At 37.3% G+C, this 14,633-nt stretch carries 14 protein-coding genes; 7 read left to right on the forward strand and 7 right to left on the reverse strand.

Translation table 11 applies throughout. The features are described 5' to 3' along the window. Positions 1–350: 350 nt before the first annotated feature. From IPK14_04220 to IPK14_04240, 5 genes are all read right to left on the reverse strand, one after another. Positions 351–638: a PilZ domain-containing protein gene (locus IPK14_04220; GenBank protein MBK7992630.1), complete on the reverse strand. Its 288-nt coding sequence runs from the start codon at positions 636–638 to the stop codon at positions 351–353. 205 nt (positions 639–843) lie between these two features. Then, positions 844–1,611 (reverse strand): type III pantothenate kinase, encoded by a 768-nt coding sequence (locus IPK14_04225; protein ID MBK7992631.1) that lies wholly within the window; start codon positions 1,609–1,611, stop codon positions 844–846. Beyond that, entirely contained in the window at positions 1,602–2,423 is an 822-nt protein-coding gene (locus IPK14_04230) for a biotin--[acetyl-CoA-carboxylase] ligase (protein MBK7992632.1), read from the reverse strand. The genes IPK14_04225 and IPK14_04230 overlap by 10 nt, the downstream gene beginning before the upstream one ends. 12 nt (positions 2,424–2,435) lie before the next feature. Then, complete coding sequence (gene nadC / locus IPK14_04235; GenBank protein ID MBK7992633.1) at positions 2,436–3,296, reverse strand: carboxylating nicotinate-nucleotide diphosphorylase; 861 nt, start codon at positions 3,294–3,296, stop codon at positions 2,436–2,438. A 72-nt stretch (positions 3,297–3,368) separates the two neighbouring features. Further along, positions 3,369–6,032, reverse strand: coding sequence for a valine--tRNA ligase (locus tag IPK14_04240; GenBank protein MBK7992634.1), 2,664 nt, complete (start codon positions 6,030–6,032; stop codon positions 3,369–3,371). A 35-nt stretch (positions 6,033–6,067) separates the two neighbouring features. Between IPK14_04240 and IPK14_04245 the strand changes: the two genes are divergently transcribed. Next, positions 6,068–6,205 carry a hypothetical protein gene (locus IPK14_04245; GenBank protein ID MBK7992635.1) on the forward strand — a complete coding sequence of 46 codons (138 nt, stop codon included), beginning with the start codon at positions 6,068–6,070 and terminating at the stop codon, positions 6,203–6,205. 318 nt (positions 6,206–6,523) lie between these two features. On the opposite strand, the gene IPK14_04250 is transcribed toward IPK14_04245, so the two are convergent. Next, positions 6,524–7,444 carry a hypothetical protein gene (locus IPK14_04250; GenBank protein MBK7992636.1) on the reverse strand — a complete coding sequence of 307 codons (921 nt, stop codon included), beginning with the start codon at positions 7,442–7,444 and terminating at the stop codon, positions 6,524–6,526. A gap of 339 nt (positions 7,445–7,783) precedes the next feature. Beyond that, on the reverse strand, positions 7,784–8,260 hold the full coding sequence (locus tag IPK14_04255) for a nuclear transport factor 2 family protein (GenBank protein ID MBK7992637.1): 477 nt from the start codon (positions 8,258–8,260) through the stop codon (positions 7,784–7,786). A 345-nt stretch (positions 8,261–8,605) separates the two neighbouring features. Between IPK14_04255 and IPK14_04260 the strand changes: the two genes are divergently transcribed. The 6 genes from IPK14_04260 to IPK14_04285 all read left to right on the forward strand — a co-directional run bounded on the left by IPK14_04260 (position 8,606) and on the right by IPK14_04285 (position 14,486). Then, entirely contained in the window at positions 8,606–9,061 is a 456-nt protein-coding gene (locus IPK14_04260) for a methyltransferase domain-containing protein (protein ID MBK7992638.1), read from the forward strand. 305 nt (positions 9,062–9,366) lie between these two features. Next, positions 9,367–10,203 carry a gluconolaconase gene (locus tag IPK14_04265; GenBank protein MBK7992639.1) on the forward strand — a complete coding sequence of 279 codons (837 nt, stop codon included), beginning with the start codon at positions 9,367–9,369 and terminating at the stop codon, positions 10,201–10,203. A gap of 193 nt (positions 10,204–10,396) precedes the next feature. After that, on the forward strand, positions 10,397–11,101 hold the full coding sequence (locus IPK14_04270; GenBank protein MBK7992640.1) for a site-2 protease family protein: 705 nt from the start codon (positions 10,397–10,399) through the stop codon (positions 11,099–11,101). A 29-nt stretch (positions 11,102–11,130) separates the two neighbouring features. Further along, the gene (locus IPK14_04275; GenBank protein MBK7992641.1) at positions 11,131–11,913 is read left to right on the forward strand and encodes a segregation/condensation protein A; all 783 of its coding nucleotides are present in this window, start codon (positions 11,131–11,133) and stop codon (positions 11,911–11,913) included. Further along, positions 11,882–12,415 carry an SMC-Scp complex subunit ScpB gene (scpB, locus tag IPK14_04280; protein MBK7992642.1) on the forward strand — a complete coding sequence of 178 codons (534 nt, stop codon included), beginning with the start codon at positions 11,882–11,884 and terminating at the stop codon, positions 12,413–12,415. Before IPK14_04275 ends, scpB begins: the two co-directional genes overlap by 32 nt. A 4-nt stretch (positions 12,416–12,419) precedes the next feature. Next, positions 12,420–14,486 (forward strand): rRNA pseudouridine synthase, encoded by a 2,067-nt coding sequence (locus IPK14_04285; GenBank protein ID MBK7992643.1) that lies wholly within the window; start codon positions 12,420–12,422, stop codon positions 14,484–14,486. Positions 14,487–14,633: the final 147 nt, after the last annotated feature.

Below are 14,633 nucleotides of genomic sequence, written 5' to 3' on the forward strand. Positions count from 1 at the left end.
TTTATTTATTTTTTATCTTTACTTGCCCTTAGATATAATCAAATGGTGTGCCATAAATAAAGATTTTCTATAAGCTATTTATTTAATAACTAATTAGCTAAATTCCAAGCTGAAAATAATAAAAAGAGGTAAAATCTAAAGCAAGTTATTGTATGCTTTTTAGACAGGCTGTATTAAATCAATACAAAGCTGAGAAATAAAAATGTCTTGAGGTTAAATTTCGTTGCAATTGTTTACTATAACTGGGAGCGCAAGATTTTACTGGCAGGTAGGCAAAAAGCTTGACATCGCACTCCCAGCCAAGCATATTTACTTAAATTATTTTAAGACAGACAAGTACAGCTTATTATTTACTTAATAAACCGTACTCCTAAACGAAACATATCTGACTCTTTATCAAGTGTTGCGCTAACAACTTCTGCTTTTAATAAAATTTTGTTGCCTCTATCAATAATAATTTTGCTTTTTAGTGGGACTAAAGAATAAGTGAATAGTGCGGCTCCATGTTCAGTAATATCTAAAATTACAGCAAATTGCTCTTCTGCTTTTTTATTATTGGCTTCTTTAAATTTTATTAGAGTATTTGTTTCTTCGCGGATTTCTCGCCTGTGTTCTATTAAATTAGTTGTGGCTAACATAACCCCTCCTTTTATAGGCTGAAAGTTATTTTTCTAACTAGCAATCAACATACCAAAGAAAATCAAAAGCTTTGTTTATATAACTTATTGCTTTGACTATAGTTATAATAAAAGCTTTAATCAAAAATTTCCTAATTGTCAAAATCTCTCTTTTCTATAAAGGTTTTAAGAGCAAATTTCCACAATAGAGTTGGATAAAGATTTTCTAGCTTTGGTTCCTTTCATAAATTAGCTTAAGACCTTCTAACAGCAAATCATCGTCTATTATTTCAATAATTGCCGAACCTTTGCCGATTAATGGAGCTAGCCCGCCTGTTGCAATCACAGTTTTTTGTGGCCCTAGTTCATCAATCATTCTAGTTAAAATTCCGTCTACTAGGCCAATATAGCCAAAATAAAGTCCTGATTGAATGCTCATAATTGTAGAAGTACCAACAACTTTTTCAGGATGACGAATCTGCACCCTAGGCAATCGAGAAGCACGTAAAAATAAAGCTTCTGAAGAAATTTGAACACCTGGCGTAATAACTCCGCCTAGATAATCGCCTGCTGGAGAAATTGCGTCAAATGTCGTTGCTGTTCCAAAATCTACAACAATGCAAGGCCCTCCGTATTTGTGAAAGGCTGCAACAGCGTTAACAACGCGGTCAGCACCTACGGCTTGAGGTGTATCATAGTGTATTTTAATTCCAGAATTTTTTTCAGGTTCAACAAAAAGTGGCTCAATTTCAAAATAAGTTATCGCCATTTTATATAAAGTAAAATTTAGGGTTGGCACTACAGAAGAAATTGCAATAGCTTTTATAGCTGTAAAATCTAGTTTTGCTAAAGTAAAAAGATTACGACATAAAATACCATACTCGTCTATAGTCCGATCTCGCTCTGTGGTAAGCCGCCAACGGGCTACAATCTCATCTCCTGCATAAACACCTAACACAGTATTTGTATTTCCTACATCCATCACTAATAACATATTGTTTCCCCTTCGCTAGTTATTTCATTGCCATAAAGAATTATTTCTTGACCTGTTGAATCTTTTATTTTTAGCGCACCTGTCTCTAATAACCCATCTGTAACAGCTAAAACTTCTTTATTATTTAATATAACTTTTATTTTCTTACCTTTAGCAAAACTTGATAATTCTTCCCATCTTTTTAGAATATTATCAGACTTAATGTTCAATATTTGATACCAATAATCTAATTTTTTAAGTAGCAAGTCCAAAAAGTTGTCTCTATCGACTATTAAGCCTGTAGCCAAATAAATTGATGTTGGCAAGCGGTTAAAATTTCCTTCAGGAAAAGACTTTTGAGATAGGTTAACTCCAATGCCTACAATAATATAATTTAAGTTACTATCCTTAAAAGAGCTTTCAATTAAAATTCCTGATACTTTGCAATTATTTATGAGGATGTCATTGGGCCATTTTATATCAATAGCAACGGGGCAACTTTCCATAATGGCTTCTGCTGTAGCAACAGCCGACATCAAAGAAATTAGAGGAAAGCTTTTTAGATCAAGTTTTGGCGTAAGTAGCAAGGAAAAATAGCAACCTTCTCCAGTGGCAGAATACCAAGAACGCTGCATTCTGCCACGTCCAGCCGTTTGCATATCGGCCAATGCTCCTACACCTTCTAAAGGGTTTTGACTAGCTTCTATTTGGGCATTTTGAGCATATTTTTTTAGGAAAGTGTTAGTTGAATCTATTTGCTCAAAATGAAAAATTTTTGCAGAAAAACTTGCTAAATTTTTAGAAATAATTCTTTTTGGAGTTTCTTCAACCATAAAAACAGCAAGTTAATAGCCCAAGCCTATCTTAAAACTAATATCAACAGCCGGGGCAGAATGAGTTATTGCGCCAATAGAAATTAGGTCTACGCCTGCTTTAGCATATTCAGCAACATTTTCTAAAGTGATGCCTCCAGAGGCTTCTAGTAAGATATATTTTCCTCGTTCGCTTTTTCTAACAATTTCAACAGCTTCTTTAACCTGCGAAGGCTTCATATTGTCTAACATAATAATATCTGCACCAAAATTAATAGCCTCGTTTAATTGTTCAAAGCTGGCTACTTCTACTTCAATTTTATGTAGATGCCCTGCACGTTCACGAGCGCGTTTTATTGCCGTTTCAATGCCGCCAGCTAGCAAAATATGGTTATCTTTAATTAATATGCCATCATCCAAGCCAAAGCGATGATTATATCCGCCACCTATTAAAACAGCATATTTATCAATCATTCGTAATCCTGGCATAGTTTTACGTGTATCAACAATTCTAGCTGAAGTGCCTTCAGTAGCAGCAACATATTGACTTGTGAGCGTAGCAATACCAGACATTCTTTGCATTAAATTTAACGCCAAACGTTCGCCCATTAGCAAGGTTGTAGCAGGCCCGTCTAAGCGAGCAATTTCTGTGTTAGCTTTTACTCGTTCACCTTCATAAACAAAGGCTTCCAGTTGTAATTCTGCATCCAAACAAGTAAATACAGTTTCAGCAACTTCTAAACCAGCAACAATCATTTCTTGTTTAGCTAAAAATTTTCCTCTACCCCGCGTAGCCTCAAGCACTGTTGATTGTGTGGTAATATCGCCACGTCCAAGATCTTCACTAAGAAAACTAGTAATTGAATCAAAAAGTAAATTTTTATCTATCTGCATTAATAAATCCCTGAATAATTAAAATATAGATTGGGTGGAAGTTGGCTAGCAAAAAAACTAGCCAACCAAATTTTATAAATTAGCCATAGTTGCTCTGATGGTTTCACATTGATTTGTTAAATCTTCTACTCTGCTACGTGCTTGAGCAACTACATCTGCTTGAGCTTTTTCAACAAAGCTTGGATTAGACAAACGTTGAGAAAGCTTTTCAATTTCTGACTCCATTTTTGCTAACTCTTTCTTTAGACGATCCCGTTCTTTATCAAGATCGATCAATCCTTCCAATGGGATCGAGATCTCAATCCCTGTGATCACAGCACGAGCAGAAAATTTTTCTACCAGCAGATCAGATCTGATCTCGATCGCTTTTACTCTAGCTAGTCGTTTGATCGCGTCTTCACTCTCTACGATCACCTTTTGCAAAGCTTCATCCTTGATCCCAAGCTTGATCGTCAAGAACTCACTTACAGGTAAATTCATTTCTGATCTTACGCTTCTGATCTTAGTGATCAACGCGATCACATTTTGCATTTCTGCTTCGATCTGATCGTTGATCATTTCACGATCAGCTTCGGGAAATGCTACAAGTGAGATCGATTCCCCTTCGTGTGGTAGTCTTTGCCAAAGTTCTTCTGTGATGTATGGCATAACTGGATGTAGCAAGCGCAAAGACTTCTCTAAAACATACATAATTCTTTGACGGGCAAGTATAACTTCTGGAGTCGTCTCTTTAGCTGCTACTAACACTTTTGCAAGTTCAATATACCAATCGCAAAAATCACTCCAAAAGAAGTGATAAAGTGTTTGTGTAACATCATAAAACCTAAATTGATCTAAAGCTTTGTTAGTGTCTTCAATTGCACGGTTTAAGCGCGACAAAATCCAACGGTCGTAACGGGAAGGATCCGTTCCAAAAGCTTCTGCATTAAATTCAGTTTCGCCCAAGTTCATCATCACAAAACGGGAAGCATTCCAAATTTTATTAACAAAATTGCGTGCAGCTTCCATTTTTGGATATTCGCGGACATCAGCACCTTTTTTAACTTCTTGTAGGTCTACATCTGCGCCACCTGTAACAGAACTAGCTAAAGTAAAGCGCACTGCATCCGTGCCATAGCGGTCAAAAACATCTAGCGGGTCAATTACATTACCTTTCATTTTTGACATCTTTTCACCATCAACACGAACTAGACCAGTAATATAAACCCTACGGAATGGGACATCTCCCATAAACTTTAGGCCCATCATCATCATTCTTGCTACCCAAAAGAAAATAATGTCAAATCCTGTAATCATTTCTGTAGTTGGGTAAAAAGTCTTTAAGTCGTCTGTTTCATTAGGCCAACCCAAAGTAGAAAAAGGCCAAAGTGCCGAAGAAAACCAGGTGTCAAGCACATCTTCATCTTGGCGAATTTCTGTACTTGCACATGTGCTACAAGTTGTGGGTGTTTCACGTGCAACATTTATATGATTATTTGCACAATACCAAGCAGGTATTCTATGACCCCACCAAAGTTGTCTAGAAATACACCAATCTTGGATATTTTCTAGCCAATCATAGAAAGTTTTAGTCCAATTTTCAGGAATAAATACCGTCCGACCATCTTGTACAGCTTTAATAGCTTCTTCAGCCATACCTTTCATTTTTGCAAACCATTGTGTAGAAATCAGCGGCTCAAGCACCGTGTCGCAGCGTTGGCAATGTCCGACTTTGTGGGTGTAATCTTCTACCTTAACCAATAGTTCAAGGGCTTCTAGCTTTTCTATGACTAGTTTACGAGCAGCAAAACGGTCTAAACCTGCAAACTCTTCGCCTGCTTCAGCAGTCATTTTTCCATGTTTATCAATTACAGAAATTTGCGCTAAGTTATGAGTTAGCCCCATCTTAAAGTCATTAGGATCATGTGATGGTGTAACCTTAACGACACCTGTTCCAAAATCCATTTCTACAAGCTCATCACAAACAAAAGGTATTTCTCTGCCAACTAATGGTAAAATTGCATACTTACCATGAAAAGCTTTGTATCTTTCATCATTTGGATGGATTGCAACGCCTGTATCACCAAGCATTGTTTCTGGTCGAGTGGTAGCAACAACAATTTTTTCTTCGCTATCTTTAATTGGGTAAGCAATATGATAAAGTTTAGCTTTTACTTCTTTTTTTGGTGCTTCCAAATCAGATAAAGCTGTTTGGTCTTTAGGACACCAGTTCACCATATAGGCACCACGATAAATCAAGCCTTCTTCATAAAGTCGAACAAAGACTTCACGAACAGCTAAAGAAAGCCCATCATCTAAAGTAAAGCGTTCTCTAGTCCAATCACAGCTAGCACCTTCTTTGCGGATTTGACGTTGAATTGTTCCACCTGCATGTTCTTTCCATTGCCAAACACGGCGTTCAAATTCTTCTCGTCCAAGTTGGGTACGAGTTACTTTTTCCTCAGCTAAAAGCCGTTTCTCTACAACAATTTGGGTTGAAATGCCTGCGTGATCTGTGCCTGGCAACCAAAGAGCATTATAGCCCTGCATCCGTCGCCAGCGAGTTAAGCTATCCATCAAGGTATGCTGCAAAGCATGTCCCATATGCAAATAGCCTGTTACATTAGGTGGAGGAATAGAAATACAAAATGATGGTTTTTCTGATTTAGCTTGAGCAATAAAATAACCCCTGCTTTCCCAAATAGGATACCATTTACTTTCTATTTCTTTTGGTTCATATGTTTTTGGTATTTCCATAAATTATTATTTTGACCTTATTTATATGGTATAGAATGAAATTTTGTAGAAAAGGCAATTTAACCATAAAAAGCAAAAAGCGGACAGTAGAAAAAAGCAGATTTATTGCTTATCTTCGACTACGCGCTTTTGATGTTATGGTTGCTCAAGACGATTATTTGCTTTCCAAATAAAGGCGCAATTTATCCTATAAATGAAGTGCTAGGCATTCTTGGGAGCTTTTAATTTAAATAAATAGCTTAGCAGCATTAGAAGAAACATGAGAAGACAAATATTGCATAACTTCTTTCTGCATAGTTTCAATTTCAGAAATATAACTGCTAACAAGAAGTAGGAAACTCTTTAGGTCTAGCAGTTACTTTTTTTGATATTTTACTTTATTACTTAATATCTAACACTGCCGCGATTCATCCACACGACTCGCATTCGTGGGCTTTCTCGCGGAAGATTTTTAGGTAAGCTATCAACATTTCTCAGTTACAGTTTTTAGCTTAATTAGCTTGTATATTTTTTACAGTATAACCCTTTGTAGGAGGGTTATGCCAATAAACCCTATTTGCCTTTAGTGCTTCAAGTTCTCGCTCATTCTCGCTCATTATGGTTTTGATCTCTTTTGCGGTCAGGTTCTGCAACAAACTCAAAACTGGTGTTACGTCATGATAGCCAATCATCACGCTACCATCTTCAAACTCATAGATGATATCAGCACCTAGTAACAGTGCGATTTTGAGCATAGGTGTGTTTTTATGGGTTACGGCAAAAAAGACTTTCTGCCCAAATAGATATGCGTGGTGAAGCATGAAACGGTATAGGTATAGTACTGGTTCCAGACCTGTGCGCGCTTTTGGTACTAACCCGCCCGACAAACCGTAAAAAACTTCACCCCTAATTCCATGTGTATAGCAGTACTCATCAAGTGCTGCATATACTTGTGTGTGTAGGTACTCACTCTTTATCTCAGGGTTATAGCAATCGCTCATCGCACGCTCGGCAACCTCTGCACAATCAAGCAACAGTCCTATTGAGAAGCCAGTGATCTGTGTGTAGCTATGGTGAAGAAAGAGAAAGGCTTGATGTTGTTGCATCCTATCAAGGATCTCTTGCACAAGTGACGTATCTATCAAACAACTAGCAAGTTCTGCACCACAGTCACAGAGGGGTTGAATCATATGCTCGTACTCAGCAAAGCTAAAACGCTTGCCATAACCTTCGGCTGTGCAGTAGTAAGCCAAACGCCATTCTTCACCGCCAAAGATTTCAGAATAACATTCTTCAATTTCCTGTATTTTATCTAGTGCCTCTTGATAACTAGTGGATCTTATATTTGTTGGTGACGCAACTAGCTCTTGCCCAAGTTGGTAAATTGGGAAATCTTGCACACGCTGTTTAATTTTCAGATAGCCACTATTCATTTTTCTACCCCTTATTAGTTTTATAAATTTGTTAAGTAAGGCGTAAAAGTTTTAAAAAGTGGTCAACAAAAATTCCGAGAACTTAAAAAACTGAAAGAAAGTTGAACTGATTCAGGTTGCTTGGACAATTGATTAGGCTCAACCCAATCAGGAGAATCATCAGGAAAATAAAAGATAGTGTTATGAGTAGAAGACCAAATCTTCCAAAGCAAGAGTTCTTCCCTACAATTGTCATATTTTAGTGGATCAGAGCCAAATTTAGCCATCATTTTGGCTCTAAAAGAAAGCTTGCTAAAAATAACTTCTCCAAAAAAGAATGCTAACTGAGAAACTACTCCTCTAGCTCTTAGAATTTTTATTAATAAACTTTTCTAAATTATCACTAGCCTGCTTTCTGATAGCTGCTTGAACAGGTGGAAACCATCCCAATATCTTCCCTTTTATTCCTAGTGCCATAGCAGCCCAAGCCCATAAATCAAAGCTATCCGTATGTTTAACTATCTTTCCTTGCTTAAACTGGAAAACTGCGTCAATTTTATTATGGACTTTATTCCCAGTTTGGCTAAAAGTATAAAAAGCTTCCCAATGAGCTTTGCCTTCGTTATCGTCAGCTTTTATAGCACTAGTTTTAATTTCTAAGTCTGCTGCTCGCTCACAAAGCATTTGCCACATAGCTTTAGCTCTTTCACCCTTCAAGCCAATAAAAACAGCATCAGAAAATTCTATATCCTGGTGATAGCATTCATTCATCCCTTTATAATCACGTTTTTGGAAACATTGATAAAATTTTTCAATTAATTTTTCATTTGGGTGCATTTTGCCTCCTAGAGTCAATTAACATCAAAACTAGCAAAAATTGTTGGGGTTAATTATTAACACTTTGTTATTATTGCAAAAATATCTGCCACCAAGTAAGCTAAATGTCAGGTCATAAAAATCCGTGAAATTTCTTTATCTTGTTTTTATTGGAATAATTAACATTTTTTATAGCCTAGGTCTATCACTAATTGAATTAGTACTTTTTGGTAAATATTTTTGGTGGTGGAAACTTCACGGACTACTATTTTTTTCTTACCTAAGCGATGGCCCTTATTTAATCACTAAACGAGAAGGTAAACGCGCACCTGTACTAGCTCAAAATCTAATTTATGGGGAAACTCCTTGCTTAACTATAAAAAAATACTTGAAGAAGCCAACATCCAACCTACAGACCATTTTGTTGACTTAGGTTGTGGTCGTGGCCTTATTACCATTTTTGTTAACCTTTATTTCCAAATCCCTACAACAGGTGTAGAAATAATTCCAACTTTTATCAGACGGGCGCAAGTAATAAGTAAAACTCTAGGTTTAACTAAAGTTCGCTTTATTAAAGAAAATCTTTCTTGGGTAACGCTTGAGCAAGTAGGGCGAGGAACAATTTTTTATTTAGCTGGAACAACTTTTCAAGAGGAATTGCTTGCTAAAATCACAAACAGATTAGAGTTATTGCCTGTAGGAATAAAACTTATTACCTTATCAGACTCAATTATTTCACCACATTTTAAGTTAATAAAAGTAAGTGAGTATTATTTTTCATGGGGAAAGACCGAAGTATATTTTCATGAAAAAGTTAGTTAATAGCTTAGTAGACGATAGGTTGAGCAAAAAGTTATTAATGTGATATAACAAAATATCCTTGATTAAAGCACATTAAAACCATTTAAGAAGTTTTGGAGAGTTATTTTAATGACAGCAAAAATTAATAAAGTTTTGCCTGCTGCGGCAGTACCTGCGGGGAAGTTATTATAAGTTGTGAAAACTTTGACGCTTCTAACTTTCGTATTTGCAAAGCTTTATTTGGTAGCAGCCAAGGACGAATAATTAGCGCGTCTACTAAACGTGTAATTGTTGCTGCACCAGAAGCACAACAACTAGAAGATTGTGTGTCAGGTCTTAAACTTTGTGTTGGAAATCAAGAAAGTAACACGGTTGATTTTAAGTTAGGTGAAAAACTAGCCGACAGCCTCCATCCTGTAACCAACCCAGCATTTGACCCAGACACGGGAAATATTTATGCAACGCTTTCTGGTTCTCGTGGTCAAAAAGTTCCTGTGTCAGTTTGGAAAATATCCCCTAAAGGTGAAACTACTCCGTTTCTTTCCAATATAGTAAACCCTACAGGAATTGCTTTTGACCCAGACGGAACAATGTATGTTTCTAGCCGACATGACAGCAATGTTTATTGTATTTCTCCTTTTAAGGAAGCAGAACCCTTTGCTAAAAACTTGGGTATTGCTACAGGAATTGCTTTTGACAAACTAGGTAATCTTTACGTAGGGGATCGTCAAGGAAATGTTTACCAAGTAAGTAAAAAAGGCGTAGTAACAACATTTGCAACCTTAGAGCCAAGTGTTTCTGCCTATCATTTAGCTTTTGGCCCGGACGATTATTTATATGTAACCGGCCCAACAGCATCAAGCTATGAAAGTATTTCACGCATTAGCCCAACAGGTGACGCTTCTTTATTTTATAGCGGGCTTGGTCGTCCTCAAGGTTTAGCTTTTGACATAGATGGAAATTTATATGTTGCAGCAAGTCTTTATGGTCATCGTGGAATAGTAAAAATTACTCCCGATAAACAGTCAGAACTTTTTATTGCTGGTAATTCTTTAGTTGGTCTAGCTTTTGATGATAGCGGACATATCATTACAGCTAGCACAAGTGAAATCCATAGAGTCGCCCTAGGTATTAAAGGGTATTTAATTTCTAATTTATCTTAAGCTTAACTGGGAGCGCGAGCATCTTGCTCGCATGTAAATAAAATATTTGCTCTCTTAAAACATAAATAATCATAATTTTCCCACCTTTATACATCTTTATTTAACTTTTTTACTATCAAAACCGTTGAAGTTGACACTATAAAAACGGCGTGCTACTTTGGCAAGAAGCCAAGTTTTTTTTGAAGGAAAATTTATGAATTTTGATCCTGGCAATTTTATACTTTCTTATGTAGTTTTTGTTTTTTCTCTTACTTTGCATGAAGTTGGACATGCTTGGACTTCAGAAAAGTTTGGCGATCCTACTTCCCGTTATTTAGGCCGTATTTCTCTAAATCCTTTAGTACATATGGATCCTGTTGGTACCGTGCTACTTCCTTTAATTGGAGCTTTAACTGCGCTTCCCGTTATTGGTTGGGCTAAACCTGTGCCGGTCAATCCGCTACTTTGGCGAGATAAAACTATTGCTAACATCGCAGTTTCTGCTGCTGGCCCGATAGCTAACGTAATTATTGCTATTGGATCTCTATCTATATTAAAAATATTGCTTTACCAAGAACTTATTACTTTTAACCTTAATGGTGGACTTACAGAAATATTAATTCCAACAAATCCAAGTCCAATTTATGCAGCAATTTGCAAACTATTGCTTTTTGCTTTAATCATAAACATTGCCTTAGCAATATTTAATTTAATTCCTATTCCCCCACTAGATGGTAGCCATATTTTATCAAGTGTTTTAAGTATTGCTTCGCCTTCGCTTATGGAAATGTACGAAAGTTTAAGACCTTATGGTTTTATGCTTTTAATTTTATTTGTTATTGTAAATGACTCTTTACATATACTTTCTTCGCTGCTTTTCCCTGTGTTATTTTTGGCACTAAAGTTTTTAGCTCTATAAAGTAATTTTTTAGGAGAAGTTTATCTGCTGTGTCTCTATCTCTAGTAAATGATCTTAATGCCTTTTCAAACACCCCTTATAAAATTAAGTTAGATATTTTTGAAGGGCCGCTAGACTTACTTCTTTACTTAATAAAAAAAGAAGAACTTGATATTTATGATATTCCTATTGCACATATTACCGAAGAATATCTAAAGTATATCCAGCTAATGCAAGAGCTAGATATTGATTTAGCTAGTGAGTTTTTGGTAATGGCAGCAACCTTAATTCATATTAAATCTAAAATGCTCCTTCCTGTTATTAATGAGAGTAGCGAGCTAGAAAACCTAGAAGACCCCCGCCAAGAGCTAGTTAAACAACTTTTAGAGCATAAAAAATTTAAGTCTGCTGCTGAAATGCTTTGGTCACGTGTACAAGTTGAACAAAATGTTTTTGTCCGTGCTGCAATAGAAACCGACTCAGAAAATCCAGAAGTTGCAGCTACCGTGTTTGACCTAGTTTCAGCTTTTCAAAAAATCCTGACTCGGCGTAAAGAACAAATTGCAGTAGAAATAGCTAATGATAAACTTACACTAGCACAAAAAATTGTGGAAATTAAATCTTTACTTAAAAACCATTTGCAGATTAATGTTACTAACTTAATGGAAGCAGCCCTTTCAAAAGCGGAAATTATTATTATATTTCTAGCTATACTTGAATTAGTAAAAGAGTCCGTTATAGGATTGATGCAAACAGAGACATTTGGAGAAATTATTGCTACTAGAATAGATATAAAGAAATATGACTCGCTCGCAACTCAAGCCAATAATTGAAGCTCTAATCTTTGTTGCTGATCAACCAATCCAACTTAAAGAGATTTGTCAGGTATTTCCAGCAGAAGACCCTCAAGAAATCCAGCAATCACTCTTAGAACTAGTTGAGGAATTTAATTCCCGTGCTAGCGGTTTGGAGATTCGGGAAATTGCTAACGGTTGGCGTATTAGTACCCGCCCTTTTTATCATGAGGCTATAAGGAGCTACTTAAAGGCTAAACCTTCGGCTAAATTAAGTTTAGCTGCACTAGAAACTTTGGCTGTTATCGCCTATAAACAGCCTGTAACAATACCTGAGATTTTAGAAATTCGGGGTGTCAGTTCTTCATCAGCAATAAAGACTTTATTAGATCGTCGGCTGATAGTCCCCAAAGGGCGAAAAGATTGTGTCGGTCGCCCAATTATGTACGGCACATCGAAAGAATTTTTGATCCAATTTGGCCTCAAAGACCTTTCAGAACTACCAAACATTGAAGATTTTGAAGAATTAATAGCAAATTAAATTTATGGAAGAACGTTTACAAAAAATTATTGCCAATGCTGGCATCGTCTCCCGACGTAAAGCAGAAGAATTAATCCAAGTTGGAGAAGTCACAGTCAACGGTAAAGTCATTACCCAACTAGGAAGCAAAGCCGACCCCAACCACGACCATATTAAAGTTAGTGGTAAGCTAATTAACCCTAAGATAGAAAACTTACAAAAAGTTTATATTCTACTTAATAAACCTAAAGGCTATTTATCTAGTCTTTCGGATCCAGAAAACCGACCATTAGTTACAGAATTACTCCCTAATTCTTTGCCAAAAGTGCATCCTGTCGGAAGATTAGATTTTAATACTGAAGGTTTACTTATTTTAACTAACGATGGCGATTTAACTAAAATTGTTACTAGTGCCTCTCAACACGTTCCAAAAGTTTATGAAGTTAAAGTTAAAGGAACACCTACAGAACAAGCATTAAATCGTCTGCGAGCAGGAATTGTTATTGAAGATAGAAAATCTGCTCCTGTTAGCTTAAGAAGACTAGAAACAAGTGATGCTGGCAATAGTTGGTTTGAAGTTATCCTTTATGAAGGACGAAATAACCAAATTAGAAAAATGTTTGATGAAATAGGCCATTCTGTCAGCAAGTTAAGACGTACTCGAATAGGTCATGTTACAGATGACTATCTACCTATAGGAAAATTTCGCCATCTTTCACCTGGAGAAATAAAAAAATTCCTCTCCAAAGCAGAACAAAAAGCAGAGCAAAAAATAGAGCGAAAACCAGAGCGAAAACCAGAACAAAAAGAGCTTTCCGATACCGTGAACGTTACGGACGTTGTTGATGTTACTGATGCCGTCGATGTTGTTGATGGTGTTGATGTCGTTGACATTGCCGATGTTGCTGATGTTGCTGATGCTGCCGACGCTGTTGATGTTGTTGATGCTGCCGACGCTGTTGATGTTGATGCTGCTGATGTTGCTGATGCTGTTGATGTGCCTAAAGTAGTTAAAGTGCGTAGCGACCATTCCAAAGCACCCAAACTTGTTAAACGTGGTGATGATGCCTATTCCAAACGCCGTGATATAGATTTAGGTAGAGATGATGCCCGCCCCCCTCGTCGGGAAGAAGGTTTCCGCCCTAAACGCAAAGACTTTGATGATAGACCTCCTCGCCGTGACTTTAGACCTAGAAGCGATGATGCCCGTCCTCCTCGTCGTGATTTTGATGACAAACCTCGTCGTGACTTTGATGATAGACCTCCTCGCCGTGACTTTAGACCTAGAAGCGATGATGCTCGTCCTCCTCGTCGTGATTTTGATGACAAACCTCGTCGCGACTTTGATGATAGACCTCCTCGCCGTGACTTTAGACCTAGAGGCGATGATGCCCGTCCTCCTCGTCGTGATTTTGACGACAAACCTCGTCGTGACTTTGATGATAGACCTCCTCGCCGTGATTTTAGACCTAGAAGCGATGATGCTCGTCCTCCTCGTCGTGATTTTGATGACAAACCTCGTCGTGACTTTGATGATAGACCTCCTCGCCGTGACTTTAGACCTAGAAGCGATGATGCCCGTCCTCATCGTCGTGATTTTGATGACAAACCTCGTCGTGATTTTAGACCTAGAGGCGATGATGCCCGTCCTCCTCGTCGCGACTTTGATGATAGACCTCCTCGCCGTGATTTTAGACCTAGAGGCGATGATGCCCGTCCTCCTCGTCGTGATTTTGACGACAAACCTCGTCGTGACTTTGATGATAGACCTCCTCGCCGTGATTTTAGACCTAGAGGCGATGATGCCCGTCCTCCTCGTCGTGATTTTGATGACAAACCTCGTCGTGACTTTGATGATAGACCTCCTCGCCGTGACTTTAGACCTAGAGGCGATGATGCCCGTCCTCCTCGCCAAGAGTTCAAACCTAGACGACGTGATGAGGTTGAAATTGAAAACAAAGATTTTAAGCCTGCTAGAAAAGAAAGATTTTCAGATGAAAAACGATCCTTTAAGCCTAGAAGGGGCTTTGATAAAAACAAAGATCGCGTTAACCCTGTAGCAAAAAAAGCAACTAAAAGGTTTAGAGATTAAGGATTGCTCGATCGTGATCGATAAAGTTTCGATCACGATCGGATCTAATTAACAGATCTAAATTTATATATATGTTTGTATCTAAATTGGAAATAGAATTTATTTATTTATATATACTTGAAAATAGATAAGATATCGGTATTTTAC

The sequence above is a fragment of the Blastocatellia bacterium genome (genome assembly GCA_016713405.1).
Taxonomy (GTDB): domain Bacteria; phylum Acidobacteriota; class Blastocatellia; order Chloracidobacteriales; family JADJPF01; genus JADJPF01.

Bases quoted from the DNA above. Each gene is read 5' to 3' on its own strand.
- IPK14_04220 (MBK7992630.1), bottom strand. From the start codon at position 638: ATGTTAGCCACAACTAATTTAATAGAACACAGGCGAGAAATCCGCGAA.
- IPK14_04225 (MBK7992631.1), bottom strand. From the start codon at position 1,611: ATGTTATTAGTGATGGATGTAGGAAATACAAATACTGTGTTAGGTGTT.
- IPK14_04230 (MBK7992632.1), bottom strand. From the start codon at position 2,423: ATGGTTGAAGAAACTCCAAAAAGAATTATTTCTAAAAATTTAGCAAGT.
- nadC (MBK7992633.1), bottom strand. From the start codon at position 3,296: ATGCAGATAGATAAAAATTTACTTTTTGATTCAATTACTAGTTTTCTT.
- IPK14_04240 (MBK7992634.1), bottom strand. From the start codon at position 6,032: ATGGAAATACCAAAAACATATGAACCAAAAGAAATAGAAAGTAAATGG.
- IPK14_04245 (MBK7992635.1), top strand. From the start codon at position 6,068: ATGAAATTTTGTAGAAAAGGCAATTTAACCATAAAAAGCAAAAAGCGG.
- IPK14_04250 (MBK7992636.1), bottom strand. From the start codon at position 7,444: ATGAATAGTGGCTATCTGAAAATTAAACAGCGTGTGCAAGATTTCCCA.
- IPK14_04255 (MBK7992637.1), bottom strand. From the start codon at position 8,260: ATGCACCCAAATGAAAAATTAATTGAAAAATTTTATCAATGTTTCCAA.
- IPK14_04270 (MBK7992640.1), top strand. From the start codon at position 10,397: ATGAATTTTGATCCTGGCAATTTTATACTTTCTTATGTAGTTTTTGTT.
- scpB (MBK7992642.1), top strand. From the start codon at position 11,882: ATGACTCGCTCGCAACTCAAGCCAATAATTGAAGCTCTAATCTTTGTT.
- IPK14_04285 (MBK7992643.1), top strand. From the start codon at position 12,420: ATGGAAGAACGTTTACAAAAAATTATTGCCAATGCTGGCATCGTCTCC.